The sequence below is a fragment of the Thauera carbonicopians genome (assembly GCF_025699485.1).
Classification (GTDB): domain Bacteria; phylum Pseudomonadota; class Gammaproteobacteria; order Burkholderiales; family Rhodocyclaceae; genus Thauera.
Genome location: NZ_JANUXN010000005.1, coordinates 46,703 through 70,455 on the forward strand (window position 1 = coordinate 46,703; position 23,753 = coordinate 70,455).

A 23,753-nucleotide genomic window follows, 5' to 3' on the forward strand; every position below is an offset into this window, starting at 1 on the left:
CATGGCCTTGCCGATCCGTTTCTGCCTGCTCGTCTGCGGCCTGTTCGCGGCTGCCGGCGCCGCTGCGATGACGCTGACGGTGCAGAACGAACCTCACCTGGCGCATGCCCGCGCCTTGGTGCAGGAGGCCTTGCGCGTTGGCGGGCTGACGGTCGACATGGTCGATGCGTCCAAGGGCAACGAGCGGCGCAACGTGGCCCTGATCTCCGAGGGGCTGACCCACATCGACATGATGCCGGCCACGCCCACCCGTCTCGAGCTGGTACGCAGCGGCAAGCTGAGGATGATCCCGATTCCGCTCGATCGCGGCTTGCTGGGATACCGGGTCAATCTGCTGCTGGAGAGCCGGCGCGACATGCTTGCCGGCGTCCGGACCGCGGAAGACCTGCGGGCCTTCAGCCTGGGGCAGAACGTCGGCTGGATGGACGTCGAGATCTACCGTGCGGCCGGCATCCCGACCAAGGAGATCAAGGATTGGGCCGACGGTGAGTTCGCGCTGCAGATGGAGGCCGGCTTTCTCGATCTTTTCCCGCTCGGGCTGGAAGAGACGCTCACCCACTTCCTGCCGCATTTCCGCAGGAAATACCCGCAATTGACCATCGATCCGCATGTGATCGTGCGCTATCCGTGGTTTCGCTTCGTGTGGGTGTCGCCGAAACCCGAGGCCGACGAAGTCTTCGATGCGCTGCAGCGCGGCTTCGACGAAATGGTCGCCAACGGCCGCTTTCTGGAAATCTGGCAGCAGTACCGCAAGCCGCCGCCGGATTCGGTCTTCAAGGACCGCGTCATCATCGACATCCCCAACCCCTTCTACGGCTACGACCTGGTGCCGCCGAAGTATCGCCATCTTCTTTTCGAGGACAGGGCGAAGTGAGCCTCGGATCTCCGTGGAACGATACCCGGCCCCGCCGGCCGCTGTATCGGCAGTTCATCGGCCAACTGCTCATTCCCCTGGTCATCGCCTTCGTGCTGGCTGCCGCCGGCACGGTGCTCATCGGCTACCGGGTCGAGCTCGCGGCGCAGGTTTCGCATCGGCAGGATCTCGTTCGCGTCTTCTCGCATGCCCTGGTCAAGCCGCTGTGGGATTGCGACAGTACGGCCTCGCAAGGCGTGGTCGATGCATTGGCCTCGCTGCCGACGGTAGCGGGCGCCGAGCTGCAGGATTTGTGCAACAACCTGTCGTTGAAGGCGGGTGAGGTCGGGTCCGCACAGACGGAAGCGCAGCAATACAGCCAGCACGTGATTTACGTCGATCAGCAGGGGCGCCGGTACACCGTCGGTGAGCTGACGGTGGCCTTCCATCCGGCTTCCATCGCCAATGCCGCGCTCGACATGATGTGGCGCTATCTGGTGCTGTTCTTCGTCATGCTCGGCGTGATGATGGTGGGCGCGATCCTGGTCTTCAGGCGCACCATCAGCCAGCCGCTGGCGCGCTTCCAGGCTGCCATCCGCACCGGCGTGGGTTTCGGCGGCGACGATCTGCCCCGGCTCGACGACGAGATCCGCAAGCACAACGACGAGCTCGGCGACGTCATGCGTGCCTATGACGAGTTGATGGTCGAGCTTGCCAGCGTGATCGACAGGCTGCGCGACAACGAACGGGCGCTGATGGAGATCGCCCGCCTCGACCCGCTGACCAAGCTCGGCAACCGGCTGGTGCTGGAAGAAGAACTGTCGGGCGCGGTGGCGCGCGCCGAGCGGCAGCAGACGATCGGCTGCGTGATGCTGATCGACCTGAATCGTTTCAAGCCGATCAACGACACTTATGGACACGCGGCGGGGGACGCCGTGCTGAAGGAAACGGCGCGCCGCCTGTCGAGCAGCGTGCGCCGCTCCGACACCGTGGTCCGCCTCGGCGGCGACGAATTCGTCGTCATTGCCGAGAACCTGCAGCGGCCCTACGAACCCCAGGTCCTGATCGACAAGCTGTACAGGGCCATTTCCGCGCCGCTGGAGTACGACGGGCATGTTTTCAGGGTCGGCGCCAGCATCGGTGCGGCCTGTTTCCCCGCTGACGGCACGAACAGCGTGACCCTGCTCGCCCATGCCGACCATGCCATGTACGCCAACAAGAAGCGCGAGCAGTGAAAGGCGGCTTGGCCTGCGCGTTCAGCGCCGCAGTGCGTGGACGGCTTCGGCCAGGGCCTGCACCGACAGCGGCGAGCTGCCTTCGGCCTTGTTGCTGAGCGTGACGTAGGCGTTCTGGCCAGCGCCGACCGTGCCGGCGATGACCCGTGCCAGCGCGGCACGGGTGTCCAGGTCTGGATCGACCAGCTTGTCGTAGGGCGCATACGCGCGGCGCGCTTCCTCGTAGCCGAAGGCGCCGTGCAGCGGGTTGAGGTTCCAGCGGCATACCAGCGGCCCCGGCCACAATGCACGCAGGATCGGAATCTGTTCGGCGATGCGCGGCATCTTGGCATGCAGGCCCATGCAATAGGTCGCGCCGGTGTCGCGCAGCACCTGGGTGAAAGCCGGCACCAGCCATTGCGGATCGCGCACTTCCACCGCCACCAGGGCGTCGGGGGCGGTGTCGCGCAGCTCGGGGATGGCAGCCAGCATCGTGTGCAGGCGCGCGATCAATTCCGGTATCCGCGTCAGCCAGTCGTTGGGCAGCGGGCTGATCTGGAACACCAGCGCGCCGGCTTTCTTGCCCATGTCGGCCAGCACAGGCTCGATGAAATCCCGCAGCGCAGGCTCCGTGGCGAGGAAATCGGGATTCGGCTGCCGCCCGCGGCCCGATGAGTCGCGCAGCATGGCATCGGTCACGGCGCCCGGCGCCTTGATCACGAAGCGGAAATCCTCGGGCACCTGCACCGCATAGTCGGCGTACTGGGCTGCGCTCAGTGGCCGGTAGAAACTACGATCGAGCCCGACCGTGCGAAACAGCGGATGCTGCGCATAAGCCGGCAGGCCGTGGCTGGACAGCACCGCATCCGGATAGTCGCGCTTCCACACCATCCCGGCCCAGCCGGGGTAGTTCCACGACGAAGTGCCGAAGCGCAGCCGAGGAGGCAGCGCGGTGGCCAGCTCGACCAGCGCCGGGTCGGGCGCTGCGGCCTCGACCACGAGCGGCAGGCCGGCTTCGTCATCGGCGAAAAGCGAATTCTGCATGGCTGGTGAGAGACAGGCGCAATGAGCGGAATTCTAAGCCGATGCGCGATAATCGCCCGCTCGAAACACCCGCGGAGACGAAATTGAGCATGCGCGAGCGGCTGGAAGTACTGCAGGAGCGCGATTTCGTCTTCTTCCTGAGCGCGAAGATCCTGGTCACGCTGGCCGCCGAGATGGTCAGCGTCGCGGTCGGCATGCAAGTCTATGAACTGACTGGCGACCTGCTCGCGCTCGGCCTGGTCGGGCTGGCGCAGTTCCTGCCGTTCGTGGTGCTGATCCTGCCCGCCGGCCAAGTCGCGGACTGCAAGGAACGCAGCCGCATCATCGCCGTCTGCTTTGCGCTGCAAGGGCTGGCATCGGCCGCGCTGTTGGCAATCACGCTGTCGGGCTGGCGCGAAGTCGGCCTGATCTATGCCGTGCTGGTGCTGCTCGGCTGCGCGCGGGCCTTCATGATGCCGGCCAGCCAGGCGGTACTGATCAACCTGGTATCGGCGCCGCGCTTCGCCCAGGCGGTGGCGTTGCACTCCTCGTCCTTCCATATCGCGGTGATCGTCGGTCCGGTGCTCGGCGGCATGGTCTATCTCGGCGGGCCGCACGCGGTTTACGTCGCCTCGACCACGCTGTTCTGCTGCGCGGTGCTGCTGATGAGCCGGGTCCGCAGCGGCTTGCGCCACGTCGCTGCACAGGAAGGCGATCGTGGTGCCGGCGCGGTGTTCGAGGGCCTGCGCTTCGTCTTCTCGCGCCCGGTGGTGCTGGGCGCGGTATCGCTCGACCTGTTCGCCGTGCTGTTCGGCGGTGCCGTGGCGCTGCTGCCGGCAATGGCGACCGACGTGCTGCATACCGACGCCGCCGGCCTCGGCCTGTTGCGCGCGGCGACGGCGGTGGGTGCTGCGCTGGCCGCAGTGATGCTGGTATGGCGGCCCATCCGCCGTAACGTCGGGCCCTGGATGTTCGGTGGCGTCGCCCTGTTCGGTGCCTCGATGGTGCTGTTCGGCCTGTCCACCAGCCTGCTGCTGTCCTTCGTTGCGCTGGCCCTGAGCGGCGCGGGCGACATGGTCAGCGTCTATGTGCGCCAGATCCTGGTGCAGCACGAGACGCCGGACGAAATCCGCGGCCGCGTCAGTGCGGTCAATTCGGTGTTCATCGGCGCCTCGAACCAGCTCGGCGATTTCGAATCCGGTGTTGCCGCGCGCCTGCTCGGCCTGGTGCCGGCGGTCGTGTTCGGCGGTGCGGCGACGCTCGCCGTGGCCGGTGGATGGATGAAGCTGTTTCCGGTGCTGGCGAGGATGGACGTGTTTCCGCATCTGCTGGCGGCGGAGGCCGGGGAGCGCAAGAACGAAGCACCGTAGACGGGGAACCGATCGGATCACCCTCTTCGTGGCCGATTGGTCGGTGCCTCCCACATTCTCACGGACGGTGTGACGCCAGGTTGTCGCTTTGGGGACGGCAGAAGCGCTTGTCGAACCAGTCGCGCAACATGGCCTGTTCATAGGGCAGCGGTTTGCCGTCGTGGCGTACCCAGGCGCTGCGGCGCAGATAGTTCATGTCTCTCAGCCGTTCGCGGCCGCTTTCCAGCGCAGTGCCATCGGCCGCGTGCCTGGTGAATTCGAACTCCAGCCGTGGCCAGGTGATGTCGGTCATCACCCGCAGGTTGTCGTTGCCGTGATGCCACCATTCCTGGCGCCCGGCAAGGTCGACGTCGAGCACCCGCACTTCGATGCGTTCGCCCGGTTTCAGGCAACGTTTGCCCTCGGTGGCAAAGTGGCGTTCCAGCGTCTTCAGGTTGCGTTCGCGGTCGTATCCGTAACGGCCAACGTCGATGTAGCCTTCCGGCTTGACGAATTCCACCGTAACCTGCGGTGGTGGTTCCGCTGGGGCTGTGATGGGGAAGGCCAGCAGCACAGCGGCTGCGGCGAGAAGGTGTTTGCGGAGCATGGCTGTTCTCCGTTGCTCATACAACCCTTCGACAAGACTGCGGTGCAAAAGGTGCTGGTACGGCGGTGTCGTTTCAGCGATCCGTGCCGTAGGATGAGCAGGGAACGTAGCGAAACCCATCGATCGCGGCTTGTTTCCATACCGGTTCCCGCTTTTCACCCATAGCGCCATGAACTATCTCGCCCACGCCTTCCTCGCCGGTCCCTTGTCCTCCGACCGCGTCGGCGGCATTGCCGGCGATTTCGTCCGCGGCCCGCTCGACCCGCTACCGCCCGGCATCGGCCCCCTGCTCGGCGCCGGCCTCGTCCTGCATCGCCGCATCGACGCCTACGCGGACACTCATCTCGCCTTCCAGCGCAGCCGCGCCCGCGTCAGCGCGCAACGCCGCCGTGTTGGCGGCATCATGGTCGATCTGTTCTATGACCATTTTCTTGCCGTGCATTGGACGGAACTGGCGAAGGATCTGCCCGGGGAAAGCGAGCTGGAATGCTTCACTGCCAATACCTATCGGCTCATTGCCACGCACCCCGAGCCCTTGCCACCGGCCTTCCGTAAGGTGTTCGCCCGCATGGCCGTGCAGGACTGGCTGGCCAGCTATCGCAATCCGGCTTCGGTGGCTCTCGCGCTCGACCGCATTGGCGAGTATCGCTTGCGCCAGCCCAATCAGTTGAAAGGGGCGGGGGAAGAGTTGCTGGAGAATTACGCGGGGTTCGAGGAGGATTTCATGGAGTTTTTGCCGGATGTGCTGGGATTCGCAGCGTCCGTACAGCGGGGGCGTGAAGAAAGCGACAGTATCGGAAGCCAGACTACAGATCCATAGCCCATAAATATGACAATTGATTGGAGAGGTATGTGAACGATATTGCTGCCCTGGCCGGGAGTCCTCTCGTGCTGAAACTGGCGCCTGTGGCTGCGCTCGTTTTTCTTTGCGTGTTTTATTTGTGGCGGGCAGGTTCGATGAACACCCTTTTCGAGCGCGTATGGAGCTTGGCTGCCGGGCAGGCCAAGGTTGCCAGCAAAGAGCTGGAAGAATTCCTCGCATGGAATCGCGACATCGAGAAATTTCGTTTCATGTACCGCCTGAAAGTCGAGTCACAGGCCCAGTTGAAGCGCTTGATGACTTGGTGCAAGAAATACGATATCCCGGTGGTCCGGCTCCAGCGTGCCCGTTACTGGGTTCGGTTGCGCGAGGCGGAAATCGTTGTCGAGCCGAGCAGGCGGGAGCTGGCCTGCACAGTCGTCGTCATGGCAGCCGCCGTGTTGTGCATGGTCTGGGCGAACATGGGCGCCAATGATCCTCTTGCGCAGTTGTATATGAAGGAGTCAGGAGCCCGGTTTCGTACGGATGGCGCGGTGATCCACTTCAGAGGCAGCAATGGAGAGACCTTCGATCTGGCGCGGTGTGACGATCAAGCGACCAGAGAATCCGTCACGAGCATGCCGCAGGCGGATCTCGCACTTCTCTGTGAAGCTGACACTAGAGCTCAGCTTCCGGCTTTCGCGGAGAAATCCGTACGTGAGCAGCGTTGGCTATACGGCATTCTCATCGCGGTGTCGTTATTGTTTCTGATTGCTTGCTTCCGTTATTTTCTCGGCTGGTGCGAGGCGAAAGACATCAGAAATATACTGGATAAGCATGGCGAAGAGAGGGATAATACATATTCATAATTTAATAGGAAAAGGTTCATGCGACGTATCCCATTTATCTGCGTAACCCTTTCGGTCATGATTTTTTCGGCCTGCACGACCCTGCCGGAAAGAATCGTCAAGGAAGAGCCCGCGTATTTGATGCTCGTCGGTGTGGACAAGATTCCCGCGGAGATCAAAGGCGCTCCGGTCTATGTTTCCTTTGAGAACAGTACTTCCATGACTCGGTATCTGACGGAAGCGTTCTCCAAAGGAGGTTTTCAGATCGTGGAGAATAGCGATCAGGCTCGCTATGTGATCCTAGTTTCCGGCCATTTCCAGTCCAAGGGAAAGATCAATATCCCGCCGATTGAACTGGGTCCGATCTTCGATTGGGCAGATGCTGCTCTTGAGGCACGTGACTATCGTACAGCGACGACCGGGGAAACCCTCATCACTATCGGGGCTTCAGTGCAAACGGCAGAAATGTTCAATGCAGGATACCTGAACAATATGGGAGGAAACATTCTTGGGGCTATTGCCCAGGCAACAGGAATTTCTGGCCGCTTCAACCAGATGCTGGTCGGCGACCCACGTGGGGTCTGCCTACAGGATTGCGCCGATCGCGACTTCAGTCGCCAGAAAGCCCGGGTCGAAGCGTACCTGTTTGAAGGCGATGTCCAGCTTTCCCGCTTCGGTCGTGCGGCAGAGGCCTATCAGCCCGCCTTCATCCCTCAGGAATTGATCTACATGGCACTTGAAGGTACGGTGAACGCGGTGTTTGAAGGGGCGCGTCAATGAAGAAAGCCATCATGACTGTCGCTTCAGCATGAGTTTTTGTCTGCCTGCCCAAGCTCAGTTGGGCGACCTGGGTTCATTCGAGTGCTTGAGAGGTGAGCAGTGAAGCTGCCGTGATGGCTGAGACGCCGAGCGCATCCGCAGTGCCGCCGAAGCGTTGCCGGTAAAGGTGCTCAACCGTCGTGCGGAAGGTGTCATAGGCGCTCATGCATTTCAGTATATCCAGCAGCCCTTCCGGAAAAAAACGGAAGGGAACTGACCCATATGACATCTGTTCCAGCGTCGGGGCGGCGGTTTTTTTGACCCGGGGAGGCAAGGCCCAGGGGGTTGAACTTTTTGTTCCCTTTTGCGGACATAGGTGATAAGTTGAAGGCGTCAGGGCTCACCGATGAGCTTGGGATAGATGGAATCAGGAGGGAATCATGGTCATGGGCGCGGTATCTATCATTCTGGTGGTTGTGCTTGCGGCATGGGTTGTTGCCAAGCTGACTGCACCGTTTGTCCGTGCAGCGCCGCGTGCTACCAGCCGTAGGGAAGAAAAGGCGGATGAATTTTTTGCGTTCGAGCATCCTACGTCACCATGCAAGTTCAAAGTCAGCGCTGATCTTGATATGGATCCTTTCAAGTTCTAAGTATGTGATGCTCCTAAAACGAAAAACGGCGCTTAGCGCCGTTTTTTTCGATTTTGAGTTAACACTCTTTCTTCATTCTTCAGAGCCCCATGCTTTGGCTCGATTGAAAACGCTGTTGAGAGCCTCCCCTGGTTGGTCAGGCCCATCAGTCCTGTTCATTTTCTCCAGGCTCACGCCATCGAGCCCAAATTTCACACCCAGATCGAAAAGACCGTTCACAGTTCCAAGTGCTGTGCCCCCAGTAAAGATGCTCGTCGGACTGCTGGCATTTTCGGCGCTCTGCTTATAGGCGTCGTAAACTTCACCTCCTTTCTTGGCGACTTTTTCCTGTGCCTTTGCGGTTTCCCTCGCAACGGTGTTTTCAGTGTTTGCCGCAATAACTTGTATTTCCTTCGAGCTTCTATCGACTGGCGCAGCATTAGGATTTCCCGGAATGCCTGCATCGTTCTGGGCATGTTTCCCAAGTACCTGAACTTTCGCATTGGTCGCGGTGACATCCTCAGGCGTTTGGGATTGTACAGTGCCCTTCACTGCTTTCTGCTCCGCAGTAATGGGCTGAACGCCACTTCCCCCGAGGAACTTCTCCGCCATGTCTTGCGCAGCACCTTGCGAGAAGGCCTGCAGGGCTGCAGCTTGCTCAGGGGTTGACATTCGAGCCAGTGCCTCAGTTGCCGCAGAGCCGTATTTCTCAAGATACATCGCACCAAGGCTGGCGTCGACGCCGCTACCGTTCGACTTCATCTCGCGGTTGACTTCGTCATATGCTTGGGCTCGTTTGAACGACGTGCTCGCTTGCTCTTCAGCACGCATAGTATCGTTTAGCTGGGCACCAAAAGTTCTCGACGCCTTGTCTCCGCTCGAGCTGTCCCAATGACTGCCACCATCGCGAACTGCTTGAACCGTTCGGTTGTAGCCTTCCTGGAAGCCCGTGTCACTCTGGATGGACTGCGCCGCTTTCATCGTCCTGTTGACTTCATCGCTAGACATGCCATTTGCCTGCAGTGAGCCATGAACCTTAGCAGCAAAAATACCGATGTCCCCCCCCCGCCGAAGCGGTAGCCTGCATTCCCATCGCAATCTGTGTGGCAGTCTTGGCGTTCACACTATGATCTTTGGCGTATTGCTCGCCGATCTTGGTCATGTTGTTTGTGCCAAAGGAGATATCGGACGTGATGCGGCCGGCTTCACTGCCACGGAAGCCCTCGCTGCCCTGATTGTGCGTTTCATACCCCCTGGCCGTAGAGCCGATACTTTGCAACCCCTGCGCAAAGGTGAGAGCCTGGTCTGTCGCCATCGAATAGGATCGGGAGGCCTGTTCCGCAGAACTACGCTCGACTGCGCTCTTGAGCATCCCTCCAACCTTGCCTAGATTGGTGCCGAAGCCAGAACCATCGAAAGAGCTCGCACCGCCGGTATCCCAGCGATGCGTACCCAAGCCTCTCCCCAAGGAAAACGCCCCCGAGTTGTGCGCGATGTTGGTGTCGGCCTTGCCTGCGGCCATCATGTTCGCCGTGTGCGTGCCCCAGCTCGTGCTGCCCATCGAGGTGTTGCCCTGGCCCACGGAGTCGCCGGCACGGGACGCCGCGGACTGCGCCGGGCCCATGACGCTGGAGACAACGCCACTCATGGCGACCTCTCCGCCTTTCACCAGCGCGAGCGCCATGACGGGAACGGCGATCGAGAGCAGGCCAGCGACGGCCTGATCGGACAGTACGGTGGACGCTAGCGTGGCGGCCGTCCCCAGCGTCTGACCCCCGATGCCGGCCAACGCGGCGGCGGAACTCTTGGCTGCGGCCATTGTTGCGATGTAGTTCACCACGGCGTAGAGCGGCGCCCACAAGTTAACCCACAGTAGCGTGATGACGTAAGACTTCAGGACCAAGCCGCCCTTGGTGCCGGCTGCGATCAGCAGCATCATCAAGATGGGGAAGACGGCAAGGACAACCAGGTGGATGACGTTGCGAATCTTGGGCAGTGCTCCCTCGGCGACCTTGGCCATGACCAGGTAACTGCTGTTGCTGGAGGCTGCCGCCATGGATTCAGCGGTGGCGATTTGAACCGCGGAAGGGTCGTTCAACAACTGCGGGATGGTCTTGGAGGTGTCCCGCATCAGGTTGATCATCATGTTCTGCCGAATCCCTTCAGCGGCGCTGCGAGAGGCGAGAAGCATGAGGCCTTCGGCGGCTTCGATCTGACCGGCAATAAGGGTGTCGGCTGTAGTCGCAGGCCTGCCGGGGTTCAGAAGTTGGGCGAGGTGGTGCGACTGTTTATCACTGATGGCAGCGGTGAGGTGGCCGTTGAGGGAGTCCTGACGTTCAGTTCATGACAGACTGCGGTGCATTCGTGTCTGGACCAGCCTGAAGCGAAACAGCTTGACCGAAAAAGTTCAGGGAACTAAAATCCGCCCCAATATGGCCGACGCCTCTGCACTCTGTGTACGCGTCGGTTTTCATTTCTATGTCACTGTGGCCATAGCACCCATTTTTCCCATCCGGAAAAGGCCCCAAACTCCGCGAGGGAAATCTGCTGGTTGGCCATCGCCGGGAACTCGTTTTCCAGCAAATCCTTAAAGCGCTGTCCCCAGCAAGAGTTCGGGCAGATCACCTCCAACAATTTCTGCATCAGGCAGAAATAAACGAACGGGCGTGCACTGTTGAGTTGGGTTGGCCAGCCTAAAGGAAGCGGCGAGTAATCCAGCACGTTGATGTTCCATAGGCGGCTGTGGTGCGCAGACACGTTGCGGATGAAGTTCAGGCTACGCAGCCACTGTGCGAACGCCTTGCCGCTCGGTGCACCATACATTGCCGCAATTTTCTGCTGGTCTACGTACTGCATGCCGGCGAAGAGCTTGGACAACAGGCCAAAATCCCATACCTCGATAGCGGCCCAGATGGGCAAGGTGCCATACTGTTGTATGTGATGCAGTACGAAAGGCTCCTTACGGGCCCGGTGCAGCAGAGCCCGGTATTTGGCAAGCCAGACTTGGTGCTGGGTCTTGCCAGCGTCAGGGCCCTTGGTGAGCGGTTTCTTGCTGAAGTTACCGTGCAGACAGGCTGGGTTTTCGTGGGCCCGCGGATCGCGTTGCCCTAACAGATGTGCTACATCCACCCTCACCGCCATTTCGATGCGCTCCAGCGCATCCAGAGCGAGCAGGCGCAGCTTCTTGTCGAACACATAGAGCCGTACCACATCTTCGAAGCGGCTGTTGGGTACGAATGTGTCCTGCCGAACAGCTTTGCCTTGTGCTGCTGATGCGACCAGGTCGACAGCCCGTAGCGGGTACCAGTAGCCACTCAGGCGGTAGTAGCCCAGACGTTCCAGGTAGTCGAGAGCGGCAGTGGAATTGTCTACCTGTAGACCACGGACCTGCAGTTGCTGAAGCTGGTCAGCAAACGAGAGCCAAGGTTTGAGTGGTTTGCCCATGCGCTTGATTCGGGCGTCGTTCTGGTTACTGCCGAGAAATCTCACACATCAATATTCTGCGCATACAGCGCATTCCCCTCGATGAACGCCCGTCGCGGCTCCACGTTGTCCCCCATCAGCGTCGTGAAGATCTCGTCTGCGGCAATCGCGTCATCGATCTGTACGCGCAACAACCGGCGAACCGCAGGATCCATGGTCGTTTCCCACAACTGCTCGGGATTCATCTCGCCCAGGCCCTTGTAGCGCTGTTTGGTGAGGCCGCGTTCGACTTCGCGCAGCAGCCAGGTGATGGCGTCGGCGAAGCGGGTGATGGGCTGGCGCTTTTCGCCGCGGCGGATTTCGGCGCCGGGGCCGATCAGGCCGGCGATGGCTTCGGCGGCATTGCGGATGCTGCGGTAGTCGCCGGAGACGAGGAAGTCCTGTTCGATCCAGCCGTACTTGAGGTTGCCGTGGTGCAGGCGCTCGATGACGAGGCGCCAGGCTTCGGTTTCCTCGTGGTACTCGGGGTAGATGCCGAGGCCATCGGGCAGGTGGGGCTGGATGCTTGCGGCCGAGGCGCGGGCGGCGGCTTCGTCGTCGAGGCTGACCTGCAGGTCGTGCGCGAGCATGACTTGCAGGACTTCGGGGTCGATGTAGTTGGCCAGGCGCCTGATGACGGCTTCGGCCAGCAGGTAGCTGCGGGCGAGGCCGCCGAGGGCTTCGTCGACGATGGGCGTGGCGCCTTCGCGCGGGCTCAGGCTGGCGCCGTCGAGGGCGAGCTTGAGCAGGTGGCCGTTGAGCTCGTGGTCGTCCTTGATGTAGATCTCGGTCTTGCCGTGCTTGATCTTGTACAGCGGCGGCTGGGCGATGTAGATGTGGCCGCGCTCGACCAGTTCCGGCATCTGGCGGTAGAAGAAGGTGAGCAGCAGGGTGCGGATGTGGGCGCCGTCGACGTCGGCGTCGGTCATCAGGATGATGCGGTGGTAGCGCAGCTTTTCGGGCTTGTAGTCGTCCTTGCCGATGCTGGTGCCGAGCGCGGTGATCAGGGTGGCGATTTCCTGGCTCTGCAGCAGCTTGTCGAAGCGGGCCTTCTCGACGTTGAGGATCTTGCCCTTGAGCGGCAGGATGGCCTGGAACTTGCGATCGCGGCCCTGCTTGGCCGAGCCGCCTGCGGAGTCGCCCTCGACCAGGTAGAGCTCGCACAGCGCGGGGTCTTTTTCCTGGCAGTCGGCGAGCTTGCCGGGCAGGCCGACGCCGTCGAGCACGCCCTTGCGGCGGGTCATTTCGCGGGCCTTGCGGGCGGCGTCGCGGGCGCGGGCGGCTTCGACGATCTTGTTGCAGATGGTCTTGGCGTCGATCGGGTTTTCGAGCAGGAAGTCGGCGAGCTTGCTGGCGACGACCTCTTCCACCGCCGGGCGGGCTTCGGAGGACACCAGCTTCATCTTGGTCTGGCTGGCGAACTTGGGGTCGGGCATCTTGACCGACAGCACGCAGGCGAGGCCTTCGCGCATGTCGTCACCGGTGATGTCGACCTTGGCCTTCTTGGCGATCTCGTTTTCTTCGATGTACTTGTTGATGACGCGCGTCATCGCCGCGCGCAGGCCGGTGAGGTGGGTGCCGCCGTCGGCCTGCGGGATGTTGTTGGTGTAGCACAGCACCTGTTCCTGGTAGCTGTCGTTCCACTGCATGGCGACTTCGACGGTGAGTTCGGCGTCGTGGCCCTGGCCGGTGGGGATGCGGGTGTTGCCGGTGGCGTAGAAGACGTTGGGGTGCAGCACCGTCTTGGCGCGGTTGATGTACTCGACGAAGCCCTTGACGCCGCCGGCGAAGGCGAAGTCTTCTTCCTTGCCGGTGCGCTGGTCGACGAGGCGGATCTTGACGCCGTTGTTGAGGAAGGAGAGTTCGCGCAGGCGCTTGGCGAGGATGTCGTAGTGGTATTCGACGGTGCCGAAGATTTCGTGGTCGGCCAGATAGTGCACCTTGGTGCCGCGCTTGCTGGTTTCGCCGACGATGCGCGCCGGGCTGACCTCGACGCCATCGACGACTTCGATGACGCGGTTCTGCGGTTTGCCGCGCTCGAATTCGAGCTGGTGCTTCTTGCCGTCGCGCGAGACGATGACCTGCATCCACTTCGACAGCGCGTTGACGCAGGACACGCCGACGCCGTGCAGGCCGCCGGAGACCTTGTAGCTGTTCTGGTTGAACTTGCCGCCGGCGTGCAGCACGCACATGACGATTTCGGCCGCCGAGCGCTTGGGCTCGTGCTTGTCGTCCATCTTGACGCCGACCGGGATGCCGCGGCCGTTGTCGGTCACCGAGATCGAGTTGTCGGCGTGGATGGTGATGACGATGTCGTCACAGTGGCCGGCCAGGGCTTCGTCGATGGAGTTGTCCACGACTTCGAACACCATGTGGTGCAGGCCGGTGCCGTCGGAGGTGTCGCCGATGTACATGCCGGGGCGCTTGCGCACCGCCTCCAGCCCTTCGAGCTGCTGGATGCTGGATTCGTCGTAGTCGTTGCTCCCTTGCGGGGCCGGCGTGTTTTGCGGTTCGGACATGGTCATCTCGGTGATTCAAAGAACGCTGCTGCTAAGAAACAAAATTGCCACAGTGGAGCGTGAAGAAACCGTAGCGAGCGGGTCGACGTCGGCGCGAGAAGCGCAGCCATACTGCCGTATGGCGAGCATCACAGCGGCGACGTCGGACCGCGCAACAGGTTTATTCGCGCTCCACTAGATGCGCATCGGCATCACGACATATTTGAATTTGTCGTTGCCGGGCAGGGTGATCAGGGCGCTGGAGTTGCCGTCGTTGAAGCGCCAGTCGACCGTCTCGGACGAGAGGTTGTTGAGCACGTCGAGCAGGTAGGTGACGTTGAAGCCGATGTCGAGCTTGTCGTCGTGGTAGTCGATTTCGAGCTCTTCCATCGCCTCTTCCTGCTCGGCGTTGGTCGACACGATCTTGAGCAGGCCGTCCTCGAGCACCATGCGCACGCCGCGGAACTTCTCGTTGGTCAGGATCGCGGCGCGCTGCAGCGCGGCCAGCAGCGGCTGGCGGGCGAAGTTGATCAGCTTGGGGTGGGCTTGCGGGATGACGCGCTCGTAGTCGGGGAACTTGCCGTCGATGAGCTTGGTGACGAGCTCGATCGGGCCGAAGCGGAACACCGCCTGGTTGCCGGCGAGGACGATTTCCAGCGGGTCTTCGCTGTCGGCGAGCTGGCGGGCGAGTTCGAGCACGGTCTTGCGCGGCAGGATGGCTTCGGTGCGCTGTTCCACCGGCGCGTCGAGGTCGGCGGCGGCATAGGCCAGGCGGTGGCCGTCGGTGGCGACCATGCGCAGTTCGCCGCCGTCGGCGATGATGAGCAGGCCGTTGAGGTAGTAGCGGATGTCCTGCTGCGCCATCGAGTACGACACCTGGGCGAGCAGGCGCTTGAAGCTGCGCTGGCTGATGGTGATGCGCGCGGCGGCTTCGTCCGGCGGCGACAGGCGCGGGTAGTCGGCAGCGGGCAGGGTCTGCAGCTGGAAGCGGCTGCGGCCGGCCTTGACGGTGAGGCGCTTGTCGTCGAGCGTCAGGTTGATGTCGATGCCGTCGGGCAGGGCGCGCAGGATGTCCTGCAGCTTGCGTGCGCCGACGGTGATCGAGGCGTCTTCGCCGCCGATGTGGCCGGCGGTGATGGTGCGGATCTGGATCTCGATGTCGGTGGCGAGCATCGTGAGCTGGTCGCCGCGCTTCTCGATCAGCACGTTGGACAGGATCGGGAGCGTGTGGCGCTTTTCGACGATGCCGGCAACCGACTGCAGCGGGGCCAGGAGCGCATCGCGGGTGGTGGTGAGCAGGAGCATGGCGTCAGATCGGGTCGTTGAGTTGATCGGAAGGAAACAGGTTCGGGTCAGCCGCGCAGCACCTGGGTGAGCACGTGGACGTCGTGGTTGAGCTGGTGATCGCCGAGGCGCAGCTCGGTAATGGTACGGCAGGCGTGCAGCACCGTCGTGTGGTCGCGGCCGCCGAAGGCTTCGCCGATCGCCGGCAGGCTCATCGGCGTCAGCTCCTTGGCCAGCCACATCGCCACCTGGCGCGGCCGGGCGATGACGCGGGTGCGCTTCTTGGAATGCATGTCGGCGACCTTGATCTTGTAGTAGTCGGCGACGGTCTTCTGGATGTGCTCGATCGAAAGCTGGCGGTTGTGTGCGTGCAGCAGGTCCTTGAGTGCTTCCTTGGCCACTTCGAGGCCGATCTGGCGGCCGTGGAAGCGGGCGTAGGCGACGACCTTGTTGAGCGCGCCTTCGAGCTCGCGCACGTTCGAGCGCAGGTTCTTGGCGATCAGGAAGGCGACGTCGTCGTCCACCGCCACCCGCAGCGCCTCGGCCTTCTTCTTCAGGATGGCGACGCGCATTTCCAGCTCAGGCGGCTCGATCTGCACCGTCAGGCCCCAGTCGAAGCGGGAGATCAGGCGGTCTTCCAGGCCCTGGATGTCCTTGGGATAGGTGTCGCAGGTGATGACGATCTGCTTGCGCGCTTCGGTCAGGGCGTTGAAGGCGTGGAAGAACTCTTCCTGGGTCCGGTTCTTGTTGTTGAAGAACTGGATGTCGTCGATGATCAGCATGTCCAGCGAGCGGTAGTAGCGCTTGAAGGCGTCGAAGCTCTTCTGCTGGTAGGCGCGCACGACGTCGGCGTAGTAGTCCTCGACGTGCACGTAGCGGATCACCGCGCGCGGGTTGTGCCTGAACACCGCGTTGCCGATGGCGTGCACCAGGTGGGTCTTGCCGAGGCCGACGCCGCCGTAAACGAACAGCGGGTTGTACGAGGTGCCGGGGTTCTGCGACACCTGCATCGCCGCGGCGCGGGCCAGGTCGTTGGCGCGGCCGGTGACCAGGGTGTCGAAGGTGAAGTCCGGGTTCAGGCGGGTTTTCTCGTAGGCCAGCTCGAGGCCGGACGATGCAGCCGGCGCAGCGGCGGTGTCCTTGTCGCGGCTGGCGGCGGCCGGTGCGCGCGGGGCACGGGCGGGCGCGGCTTCCACCGCAGCCGGTGCCGGGCTGGCATCGGTGGCCGGTTCAACCGCGGCGGGACGGGCTGGTGCGGCCGCAGCGGCGGCGGCCGGGCGGCTGGCGCGCGTGGCGCCGACCGGCGGCAACTGGAGTTCGACCTGCAGCGGGCTGCCGCCGAGCTCCTCGCCCAGTTCGTGGATGCGGCGCAGGTAGCGCTCGCGCACCCATTGCAGCACGAAGCGGTTGGGCGCAATCAGCTTGAATACGCCGTCCTCGCCGGACTCGGCCCGCAGGGTCTTGATCCAGGTGTTGAACTGCTGCTGCGGCAACTCCTGTTCAAGGCGCGACAGGCAGAAAGGCCAGAATTCTTCGGTCACGGCGGGTTCGTGGGCGTTCGGTTCGTGTTGTTTGTAGGCGCTATCTACAGCAAGTCGTGCGGCATGCGCGCTCAGGCGGCGCATCGGCGGGCACGGGCAGGGAGATGCTGCATGGGCGGCTTCTTGGCGGCCGGACCTTAGGTCGGCGCCTGCCGTTGCCGGCGAAGCTCATGGACCGGCTATTCTAACCCTGCGAGCAGGACTTATCCACAGGCTCGGCCAAAAATTATGATTGACAAACATGGGATTATCCATTTAACTCTCGCGTTTGACCTAACATTGGCAGTCGATCATGAAACGCACCTACCAGCCCTCCGTCGTCCGTCGCAAGCGCACCCATGGTTTCCTGGTCCGCATGAAGACCCGTGGCGGCCGTGCGGTCATCCGCGCACGTCGTGCCAAGGGCCGTCATCGCCTCGCCGTCTGAGGTGACGTTGCCCCCGGGCGCTGACCAGGGTTTCCGCAGCGCTCACAGATTGCACAAAACGGATGAGTATTCATCCGTTTTTGCTTTTCGGCGGGCACTGCGCGGGCGCTTCTACATGCTGCACTATCGCCCCAACGGTCTCGACACGGCCCGGCTGGGCGTGGTGGTGGCCAAGAAGCTCGCCAAGCGCGCCAACACCCGCAACCTGGTGAAGCGCATCGCGCGCGAGATCTTTCGCCGCAATCGTGAATCCTTGCCCGCGGTCGACATGGTCGTCCGCCTGCATGCACCGGTCGCCAAGGCGACACGGGCCGAGATGAACCAGGACCTGCTCGCTTTGCTGCAAAAGCTGCCCCGGCCATGAAAACCCTGTTGATCGCCCTGCTGCGCTTCTACCGCTATGCGATCAGCCCCATGCTGGGGCGCAACTGCCGTTTTCATCCGACCTGCTCCGAGTACGCGATCGAAGCCGTCCAGCGCCACGGCGCACTGCGTGGCGGCTGGCTCGCGGCAAGACGGGTGGGGCGTTGTCACCCTTTCAATCCGGGCGGGTATGATCCCGTTCCCTGACCTGAGACAGAACGAATCCGATGGATCAACGCCGCCTCATCCTCTTCCTGGTTTTCTCCTTCTCGCTGGTGATGCTGTGGGAAGGCTGGATCAAGCATAACAACCCTGCGCCGGCAGCCCAGACGACGGCTACCGCCGGCGCAGCGGCCGACGGTTCGGTGCCGACGCCGTCGGCCGGCCTGGCTGCAAGCCAGAACGCCGTGCCCGGCGGGCAGGCCGCCACCGCCACGGCGCCGCGCACCGTGGTCGAGACCGACCTGCTGCGTGCCGAAGTGTCCGCCGAGGGCGGCGACATCGTCCGCCTCGAACTCAAGCAGCACCAGGCCAGCGGCGAGAGCGACGCCAACTTCGTGCTGCTGGACGACGGCTCGGTCCGCCACCAGTATTTCGCCCAGTCCGGCCTGATCGGCGAAGGCCTGCCGACGCACAAGACGCTGTTCGCGCTACCGGCCTCCGAACTGGCGCTGAAGGACGGCGAGGACCAGGTCGAACTGCGCCTGCAGGCGCCCGAGCAGAACGGCCTGCAGGTCACCAAGGTGATGCGCTTCCAGCGCGGCAGCTACCTGATCGACGTCAGCTACGAGATCAACAACGGCAGCGGCCAGGCCATCGCTCCGCACGCCTACTTCCAGCTCACCCGCGACGGCAATGCCGCCGAGCAGGTCGAAGCTTTCGGCGTGAATACCTTCACCGGCCCGGCCTTCTTCACCGACGCCGAGAAGTTCCAGAAGGTGCATTTCGACGACATCACCGAAGGCAAGGCCAAGTTCGTCAAGAACGCCAGCGACGGCTGGGTGGCGATGGTGCAGCACTACTTCGTCAGCGCCTGGCTGCCGGAGCAGGGCGCGCAGCGCGAATACTTCGCCCGTCCGCTGGGCAACAACATGTTCTCGGCCGGCCTGATCATGCCGGTAGCCGCGATCGAACCGGGTGCGCAGGCCACGGTCGGCACCCGCCTGTACGCCGGCCCGCAGGAGCAGGACAAGCTCGAAGGCATCGCCCCGGGCCTCGACCTGGTGGTCGACTACGGCTGGCTGACGGTGATCGCCGCGCCGCTGTTCTGGGTGCTGTCGTGGTTCCACAAGCTGACCGGCAACTGGGGCTGGGCCATCATCCTGGTGACCGTCGCGCTCAAGCTGCTGTTCTTCCCGCTGTCGGCCGCCAGCTACAAGTCGATGGCCAAGATGCGCGTGCTCGGCCCGCGCCTGCAGCGCATGAAGGAGCTGTACGGCAACGACAAGGCCAAGATGCAGCAGGAGATGATGAATCTCTACCGCACCGAGAAGATCAACCCGCTCGGCGGCTGCCTGCCCATCCTGGTGCAGATCCCGGTGTTCATCGCGCTGTACTGGGTGCTGCTGGGCAGCGTCGAGATGCGCCACGCGCCGTGGCTGGGCTGGATCCAGGATCTGTCGGCGAAGGACCCCTACTTCATCCTGCCGATCATCATGGGCGCTTCCATGCTGATCCAGATGAAGCTGAACCCGACGCCGCCGGACCCGATCCAGGCCAAGGTCATGATGGCGATGCCGATCGTGTTCACCTTCATGTTCCTGTGGTTCCCGTCCGGCCTGGTGCTGTACTGGGTGGTCAACAACATCCTGTCGATCGCCCAGCAATGGCAGATCACGCGGATGATCGAAAGTGCAAAACCCGGCAGCAAGGACGCCTGACACCATTGCCGCCATCGCGACGGCACCGGGCCGGGGAGGCATCGGTGTCGTTCGCGTCTCGGGCGCCAGTCTGAGTGAATTTGCCGCCGCGCTCTGCGGCCGCGCGCCGCAGCCGCGCAAGGCCATGCTGGCGACCTTCACCGATGCTGCCGGCGAGGCCATCGACCAGGGCATCCTGCTCCATTTCCCCGGCCCCGCCTCCTTCACCGGTGAGGACGTGCTCGAACTGCAAGGCCACGGCGGTCCGGTGGTCATGCAGATGTTGCTGGCACGCTGCCTCGAACTCGGCGCCCGCCTCGCCGAACCCGGCGAATTCACCCGCCGCGCCTTCCTCAACGGCAAGCTCGACCTCGCTCAGGCCGAAAGCGTCGCCGACCTCATCGAAGCCTCGACTGCCGCCGCCGCCCGTTCCGCGGTGCGCTCGCTGTCCGGCCGCTTCTCGGAAGAAATCCACCGCATCGTCGATGCGCTGATCGACCTGCGCATGCTGGTCGAAGCCACGCTGGACTTCCCCGAGGAAGAAATCGAATTCCTCGAACGCGCGCGCGCAATGCCGCGCCTCGAAGAAATCCGCGACAAGCTCGAAAGCGTGCTCGACCGTGCCCGCCAGGGCGCGCTGCTGCGCAGCGGCCTCAACGTCGTGCTGGTCGGCGAACCCAACGTCGGCAAATCCAGCCTGCTCAACCAGCTCGCCGGCGAAGACCGCGCCATCGTCACCGACATCGCCGGCACCACCCGCGACGCGCTGCGCGAGACGATCCAGATCGAAGGCATTCCGCTGCACATCATCGACACTGCCGGCCTGCGGGAAACCGCCGACACCGTCGAACGCATCGGCATCGAACGCACCTGGCGCGAAATCGAACGCGCCGACGTCATCCTGCGCCTTATCGACGCCAGCGCGACCACGCCGGACAGCGCTCCTGAAACCATCGACGCCCGCCTGCCGCGCGACGCCGAACGAATCACCGTCGTCAACAAGATCGACCTCGCCGGCCTCGAAGCCGGCCGTAGCGAAGACGAAAGCGGCCGCGTCCGCCTTCAGGTCGCCGCCCGCCACGGCACCGGCATCGATCTCGTCCGCGCCGAACTGCTGCGCATCGCCGGCTGGCACGCCCACGGCGAAGACGTCATCCTCGCCCGCGAACGCCACCTCCACGCCCTGCGCGCCGCCCTCGCCCACGTCGAATCCGCCGCCACCCAGTCCGCCGCCCTCGAACTCTTCGCCGAAGAACTGCGCCTGGCGCAGGAAAGCCTCGGCGAGATCACCGGGGAGTTCAGTGCGGACGATCTGCTGGGGGTGATCTTTTCGAGGTTTTGCATCGGGAAGTGATGTGGCGTCCAGGGGCATCCACTGATGTCTGCTGATGTAGCGATAAGCCGCGTAAATAAAGGGATTTTTGTCTACTGAGTAATTCGGTGATACAGTCAAAGCCACTTGTTTTTATGTCCAAGTTTGGTTCCAAGTAGCTGGATTCTTGTCTCTTATCCCTCTGCTTGGACATACGGAGGATGAGATGGCACTGACCGACACTGCGCTCAAGGCACTCAAGCCCAGGGACAAGACCTATACGGTCACCGACGACCGGGGGCTGTATGTGGAGGTCTTCCCGACCGGAGGCGTCGTCTGGCGCTACCGCTACCGGCTGAATGGCAAGTACGAGAAGCTGACACTCGGCAAGTACCCCGCACTGACGCTGAAGAACGCCCGCCTGAAGCGGGACGAGGCGGCCCACCAGGTGGCGATGGGAGAGTCGCCAGCAAAGAAGAAGCAGCAGGAAAAGGTGGCCGGCGCAGAAGACGCCACCGTGGCCGAATTCGCCGCACGCTTCTTCAAGGACATCCAGTCACGCGACCGCAAGAACGTGACCATGCCGCGCCGCTACCTGGAAAAGGACATCCTGCCGCACATCGGCAGCAAGCCGATCCGGGACATCACCGCCGAGGACGTGCGCAGCATCATCTGGCGCAAGAAGGAACAAGGCTTCGATGCCGCCGCCGGCCAAGTGCGCGGCCTGCTCAAGCGCATGTTCGATTACGCGCTGACCTGCGGCCTGATCCAGGCCAACCCGGTCATGGCCCTGCCCATGCGGCACGTCTACCGCGCCGCCGCCCGCGACCGGGCGCTAACGCCGGACGAAATCCGGCAGTTCCTGCGCGCCATGCAGACCTCCAACATCCGTCGCCAGTTCAAGATCGCCTTCCAGTTGATCCTGATGACCCTGGTGCGCAAGTCCGAGCTGATGCTGGCGCAGTGGAAGGACGTGCATCTGGACGAAGGCGAATGGCACATCCCGGTCGAGAACTCCAAGACCGGCAAGCCGCACATCGTCTACCTGTCCACGCAGGCGCAGACGTTGTTCAAGGAACTCAAGCCGCTCGCCAGCAGCAGCGTCTGGGTGTTGCCGGGGCGCGGAACCCTGGCCAAGCCCTTTGCCAACAACGCGCTGAACCAGGCGCTGAAGGTGTCATTGCAGGGGCAGGAAATCCCGGCATTCACCATTCACGACCTGCGGCGCACCGCATCGACGCTGCTGCACGAACAGGGCTGGCCTTCGGACGTGGTGGAAAAGGCGCTGAACCATACCATCGGCGGCGTGCGGGGAGTCTACAACCGGGCGGAATACGCCGAGCAGCGGCGGGAGATGTTGCAGGCGTGGGCGGACTACATCGACGGGTTGGCACCGTCGGCCAATTTGGTGGTGTGAGTCCGTCCGGGGCGCTGGTGGCCTTTCCCTTTTTGGGGTAGGGCCGTTGCCCCTTGATTGCCATTCCCTTACCCCCTGCCTTTTCCTTTGTGGCAGGTATTTGTGATCGACGATGATTATCAGACAATGATACAATACTAAATCAACGTGTCATTGGATTTGCGATCATGAAACGCTGCATTGTGGGTATCCGACAGCCAGAAGGCTCGCTACCGAAGGGAAGCGAAACGCCCAGCATTTGGTTTCCGTCCCTGGCATCACTAGCAGCAGTGCTGTCGGACGACAACCGCCGCCTGCTGCGCCTGATCCATAACAAACAACCCAAGTCTCTGACCGAGCTGGCCGAACTCAGTGGCCGCAAGGTGCCGAACCTGTCGCGCACCCTGCGGATGATGTCGGATTACGGCCTGGTATCGCTGCAGCGCAATGTTCGGGATGTTCAGCCGACAGCGCTGGCGACTAAGTTTCTGGTGGTGCTGGATTGATGGCTATGAATACGAGAGGGAATGCAATGGCACGGATGTGGATGGTGCGCGGTGAAGGTGGCAGCCTGTATGACGCCTTTCGAGAACGCGGCGTAGCTGCCGTGGGCTGGAATCAATTGGCAGCCCATGCCAAACCCGGCGTCGGACGCAAGCAGCTAATCGCCCTGTACCAGTCTGCCGAACCACAGGCAAAGCAAGGCACAGTGGTATCGGGTGCATCCCAGGTCTGGCGTTTCGTTAACGACATCCAGGATGGCGACTGGGTCATCACCTATTCGCCAGCCAATCGCCTGTACTCGATCGGCAAGATCACAGGACCAGCCGAGCATCACCCTGAGTGGGCCGAGCAAGGCATGCCACTGGCGCGCAAGGTGCAGTGGCAAACGCAGGAATTGCCGCGTGATAGTTTGGGCACCAGCACAAAGAACAGTCTGGGCTCGACCCTGACCCTGTTCGAAGTGCCATCCAGCGCAACAACCGAGGTTTTGGCAACGCTGAAGGGCAAACCGGTGCCGGTTGTGGAAGATGAAGCCGAGGAAGTCATCGCCGATCCACTGGCTGACATCGAGTCCCAGGCGCTGGAGCGCATCAAGGATCGGGTCAACGAACTCGACTGGGACGACATGCAGCAACTGGTCGCCGGCATCCTGCGCGCCATGAGCTACAAGACTCAAGTTTCACCACCTGGCTCAGACCGGGGCAAGGACATCGTCGCATCGCCCGACGGCTTCGGCTTCGAACACCCGCGCATTGTCGTGGAGGTCAAGCACCGCAAAGGACAGATGGGCAGTCAGGAAATCCGCAGCTTCCTCGGCGGCCGTCACAAGGATGATCGCGGGCTATACGTCAGTACTGGCGGCTTCACCAAGGACGCCCAGTACGAAGCAGATCGAGCATCCATCCCGCTGGCAATGTGGACGCTGGATCATGTGGTGCGCGCGCTGATCGAGCACTACGACGCCACCGATGCCGAAACCAAACGAATCGTGCCGCTGAAGCGGCTGTACTGGCCTGCCTGACGCCA

General features: G+C 62.6%; 23 protein-coding genes and 1 pseudogene. 15 read left to right on the top strand and 9 right to left on the bottom strand.

The annotated features are described in order from the left end of the window. The first annotated feature begins 1 nt into the window (after position 1). A complete protein-coding gene (locus tag NX068_RS09345; RefSeq protein ID WP_263461006.1) occupies positions 2–874 on the top strand; it encodes an amino acid ABC transporter substrate-binding protein in 873 nt (290 codons plus the stop codon). After that, positions 871–2,088: a diguanylate cyclase domain-containing protein gene (locus NX068_RS21215; protein ID WP_263461007.1), complete on the top strand. Its 1,218-nt coding sequence runs from the start codon at positions 871–873 to the stop codon at positions 2,086–2,088. The genes NX068_RS09345 and NX068_RS21215 overlap by 4 nt, the downstream gene beginning before the upstream one ends. A 21-nt stretch (positions 2,089–2,109) precedes the next feature. Here NX068_RS21215 and NX068_RS09355 read toward each other — a convergent pair whose 3' ends face one another. Continuing rightward, entirely contained in the window at positions 2,110–3,111 is a 1,002-nt protein-coding gene (locus NX068_RS09355; protein WP_263461008.1) for a DUF72 domain-containing protein, read from the bottom strand. A 41-nt stretch (positions 3,112–3,152) separates the two neighbouring features. Between NX068_RS09355 and NX068_RS09360 the strand changes: the two genes are divergently transcribed. Continuing rightward, a complete protein-coding gene (locus NX068_RS09360) occupies positions 3,153–4,460 on the top strand; it encodes an MFS transporter (RefSeq protein WP_263461009.1) in 1,308 nt (435 codons plus the stop codon). A gap of 58 nt (positions 4,461–4,518) precedes the next feature. Here NX068_RS09360 and NX068_RS09365 read toward each other — a convergent pair whose 3' ends face one another. Then, a complete protein-coding gene (locus NX068_RS09365; RefSeq protein ID WP_263461010.1) occupies positions 4,519–5,046 on the bottom strand; it encodes a DUF3016 domain-containing protein in 528 nt (175 codons plus the stop codon). A 169-nt stretch (positions 5,047–5,215) separates the two neighbouring features. Here NX068_RS09365 and NX068_RS09370 point away from each other — a divergent pair, with 169 nt between their 5' ends. The 3 genes from NX068_RS09370 to NX068_RS09380 are packed head-to-tail and all read left to right on the top strand — an operon-like array spanning position 5,216 to position 7,473. Next, positions 5,216–5,866, top strand: a complete 651-nt coding sequence (locus NX068_RS09370) for an acyl carrier protein phosphodiesterase (RefSeq protein ID WP_263461011.1) — start codon at positions 5,216–5,218, stop codon at positions 5,864–5,866. Positions 5,867–5,898: 32 nt separating this feature from the next. Further along, positions 5,899–6,714 (top strand): DUF6216 family protein, encoded by an 816-nt coding sequence (locus NX068_RS09375; protein WP_263461012.1) that lies wholly within the window; start codon positions 5,899–5,901, stop codon positions 6,712–6,714. Between the two features lie 18 nt (positions 6,715–6,732). Continuing rightward, a complete protein-coding gene (locus tag NX068_RS09380) occupies positions 6,733–7,473 on the top strand; it encodes a hypothetical protein (protein WP_263461013.1) in 741 nt (246 codons plus the stop codon). Positions 7,474–7,546: 73 nt separating this feature from the next. Here NX068_RS09380 and NX068_RS09385 read toward each other — a convergent pair whose 3' ends face one another. After that, a complete protein-coding gene (locus NX068_RS09385; RefSeq protein ID WP_263461014.1) occupies positions 7,547–7,678 on the bottom strand; it encodes a hypothetical protein in 132 nt (43 codons plus the stop codon). 214 nt (positions 7,679–7,892) lie between these two features. On the opposite strand from NX068_RS09385, the gene NX068_RS09390 reads away from it, so the two are divergent. Continuing rightward, positions 7,893–8,102, top strand: coding sequence for a hypothetical protein (locus NX068_RS09390; protein WP_263461015.1), 210 nt, complete (start codon positions 7,893–7,895; stop codon positions 8,100–8,102). 72 nt (positions 8,103–8,174) lie between these two features. On the opposite strand, the gene NX068_RS09395 is transcribed toward NX068_RS09390, so the two are convergent. The 6 genes and pseudogenes from NX068_RS09395 to dnaA form a co-directional block, all read right to left on the bottom strand. Further along, positions 8,175–9,089 (bottom strand): hypothetical protein, encoded by a 915-nt coding sequence (locus tag NX068_RS09395; protein WP_263461016.1) that lies wholly within the window; start codon positions 9,087–9,089, stop codon positions 8,175–8,177. Positions 9,090–9,117: 28 nt separating this feature from the next. Then, positions 9,118–10,395, bottom strand: a pseudogene (locus tag NX068_RS09400) (conjugal transfer protein TraG N-terminal domain-containing protein); the annotation flags it as partial. Positions 10,396–10,562: 167 nt separating this feature from the next. Continuing rightward, positions 10,563–11,525: an Abi family protein gene (locus tag NX068_RS09405; RefSeq protein ID WP_263461017.1), complete on the bottom strand. Its 963-nt coding sequence runs from the start codon at positions 11,523–11,525 to the stop codon at positions 10,563–10,565. A 41-nt stretch (positions 11,526–11,566) separates the two neighbouring features. Further along, positions 11,567–14,062 (bottom strand): DNA topoisomerase (ATP-hydrolyzing) subunit B, encoded by a 2,496-nt coding sequence (gyrB, locus tag NX068_RS09410; RefSeq protein WP_263461018.1) that lies wholly within the window; start codon positions 14,060–14,062, stop codon positions 11,567–11,569. A 174-nt stretch (positions 14,063–14,236) separates the two neighbouring features. Next, on the bottom strand, positions 14,237–15,346 hold the full coding sequence (gene dnaN, locus NX068_RS09415; RefSeq protein WP_263461019.1) for a DNA polymerase III subunit beta: 1,110 nt from the start codon (positions 15,344–15,346) through the stop codon (positions 14,237–14,239). 47 nt (positions 15,347–15,393) lie between these two features. Continuing rightward, positions 15,394–16,866 carry a chromosomal replication initiator protein DnaA gene (gene dnaA / locus NX068_RS09420; RefSeq protein WP_263461020.1) on the bottom strand — a complete coding sequence of 491 codons (1,473 nt, stop codon included), beginning with the start codon at positions 16,864–16,866 and terminating at the stop codon, positions 15,394–15,396. 292 nt (positions 16,867–17,158) lie between these two features. Here dnaA and rpmH point away from each other — a divergent pair, with 292 nt between their 5' ends. The 8 genes from rpmH to NX068_RS09460 all read left to right on the top strand — a co-directional run bounded on the left by rpmH (position 17,159) and on the right by NX068_RS09460 (position 23,748). Further along, on the top strand, positions 17,159–17,293 hold the full coding sequence (rpmH, locus tag NX068_RS09425) for a 50S ribosomal protein L34 (RefSeq protein ID WP_002926183.1): 135 nt from the start codon (positions 17,159–17,161) through the stop codon (positions 17,291–17,293). A gap of 1 nt (position 17,294) precedes the next feature. After that, positions 17,295–17,657, top strand: a complete 363-nt coding sequence (gene rnpA, locus NX068_RS09430; RefSeq protein ID WP_088178839.1) for a ribonuclease P protein component — start codon at positions 17,295–17,297, stop codon at positions 17,655–17,657. Continuing rightward, the gene (gene yidD, locus NX068_RS09435; protein ID WP_004350463.1) at positions 17,654–17,863 is read left to right on the top strand and encodes a membrane protein insertion efficiency factor YidD; all 210 of its coding nucleotides are present in this window, start codon (positions 17,654–17,656) and stop codon (positions 17,861–17,863) included. Before rnpA ends, yidD begins: the two co-directional genes overlap by 4 nt. A 20-nt stretch (positions 17,864–17,883) precedes the next feature. After that, positions 17,884–19,536 carry a membrane protein insertase YidC gene (gene yidC / locus NX068_RS09440; protein WP_263461021.1) on the top strand — a complete coding sequence of 551 codons (1,653 nt, stop codon included), beginning with the start codon at positions 17,884–17,886 and terminating at the stop codon, positions 19,534–19,536. Next, complete coding sequence (mnmE, locus tag NX068_RS09445) at positions 19,508–20,869, top strand: tRNA uridine-5-carboxymethylaminomethyl(34) synthesis GTPase MnmE (RefSeq protein WP_263461022.1); 1,362 nt, start codon at positions 19,508–19,510, stop codon at positions 20,867–20,869. Before yidC ends, mnmE begins: the two co-directional genes overlap by 29 nt. A 184-nt stretch (positions 20,870–21,053) precedes the next feature. Further along, a complete protein-coding gene (locus NX068_RS09450) occupies positions 21,054–22,244 on the top strand; it encodes a tyrosine-type recombinase/integrase (RefSeq protein ID WP_263461023.1) in 1,191 nt (396 codons plus the stop codon). Between the two features lie 167 nt (positions 22,245–22,411). Beyond that, entirely contained in the window at positions 22,412–22,729 is a 318-nt protein-coding gene (locus tag NX068_RS09455; protein ID WP_263461024.1) for an HVO_A0114 family putative DNA-binding protein, read from the top strand. A gap of 5 nt (positions 22,730–22,734) precedes the next feature. Beyond that, positions 22,735–23,748 carry a restriction endonuclease gene (locus tag NX068_RS09460; protein ID WP_263461025.1) on the top strand — a complete coding sequence of 338 codons (1,014 nt, stop codon included), beginning with the start codon at positions 22,735–22,737 and terminating at the stop codon, positions 23,746–23,748. Positions 23,749–23,753: the final 5 nt, after the last annotated feature.

What these genes read in the sequence shown, in the direction of transcription:
- NX068_RS09345 (WP_263461006.1), top strand. Translation starts at nt 2, where the DNA reads ATGGCCTTGCCGATCCGTTTCTGCCTGCTCGTCTGCGGCCTGTTCGCG.
- NX068_RS09355 (WP_263461008.1), bottom strand. Translation starts at nt 3,111, where the DNA reads ATGCAGAATTCGCTTTTCGCCGATGACGAAGCCGGCCTGCCGCTCGTG.
- NX068_RS09360 (WP_263461009.1), top strand. Translation starts at nt 3,153, where the DNA reads ATGCGCGATAATCGCCCGCTCGAAACACCCGCGGAGACGAAATTGAGC.
- NX068_RS09365 (WP_263461010.1), bottom strand. Translation starts at nt 5,046, where the DNA reads ATGCTCCGCAAACACCTTCTCGCCGCAGCCGCTGTGCTGCTGGCCTTC.
- NX068_RS09370 (WP_263461011.1), top strand. Translation starts at nt 5,216, where the DNA reads ATGAACTATCTCGCCCACGCCTTCCTCGCCGGTCCCTTGTCCTCCGAC.
- NX068_RS09380 (WP_263461013.1), top strand. Translation starts at nt 6,733, where the DNA reads ATGCGACGTATCCCATTTATCTGCGTAACCCTTTCGGTCATGATTTTT.
- NX068_RS09385 (WP_263461014.1), bottom strand. Translation starts at nt 7,678, where the DNA reads ATGAGCGCCTATGACACCTTCCGCACGACGGTTGAGCACCTTTACCGG.
- NX068_RS09390 (WP_263461015.1), top strand. Translation starts at nt 7,893, where the DNA reads ATGGTCATGGGCGCGGTATCTATCATTCTGGTGGTTGTGCTTGCGGCA.
- NX068_RS09395 (WP_263461016.1), bottom strand. Translation starts at nt 9,089, where the DNA reads ATGTCTAGCGATGAAGTCAACAGGACGATGAAAGCGGCGCAGTCCATC.
- NX068_RS09405 (WP_263461017.1), bottom strand. Translation starts at nt 11,525, where the DNA reads ATGGGCAAACCACTCAAACCTTGGCTCTCGTTTGCTGACCAGCTTCAG.
- gyrB (WP_263461018.1), bottom strand. Translation starts at nt 14,062, where the DNA reads ATGTCCGAACCGCAAAACACGCCGGCCCCGCAAGGGAGCAACGACTAC.
- dnaN (WP_263461019.1), bottom strand. Translation starts at nt 15,346, where the DNA reads ATGCTCCTGCTCACCACCACCCGCGATGCGCTCCTGGCCCCGCTGCAG.
- rpmH (WP_002926183.1), top strand. Translation starts at nt 17,159, where the DNA reads ATGAAACGCACCTACCAGCCCTCCGTCGTCCGTCGCAAGCGCACCCAT.
- yidD (WP_004350463.1), top strand. Translation starts at nt 17,654, where the DNA reads ATGAAAACCCTGTTGATCGCCCTGCTGCGCTTCTACCGCTATGCGATC.
- yidC (WP_263461021.1), top strand. Translation starts at nt 17,884, where the DNA reads ATGGATCAACGCCGCCTCATCCTCTTCCTGGTTTTCTCCTTCTCGCTG.
- NX068_RS09450 (WP_263461023.1), top strand. Translation starts at nt 21,054, where the DNA reads ATGGCACTGACCGACACTGCGCTCAAGGCACTCAAGCCCAGGGACAAG.
- NX068_RS09455 (WP_263461024.1), top strand. Translation starts at nt 22,412, where the DNA reads ATGAAACGCTGCATTGTGGGTATCCGACAGCCAGAAGGCTCGCTACCG.
- NX068_RS09460 (WP_263461025.1), top strand. Translation starts at nt 22,735, where the DNA reads ATGAATACGAGAGGGAATGCAATGGCACGGATGTGGATGGTGCGCGGT.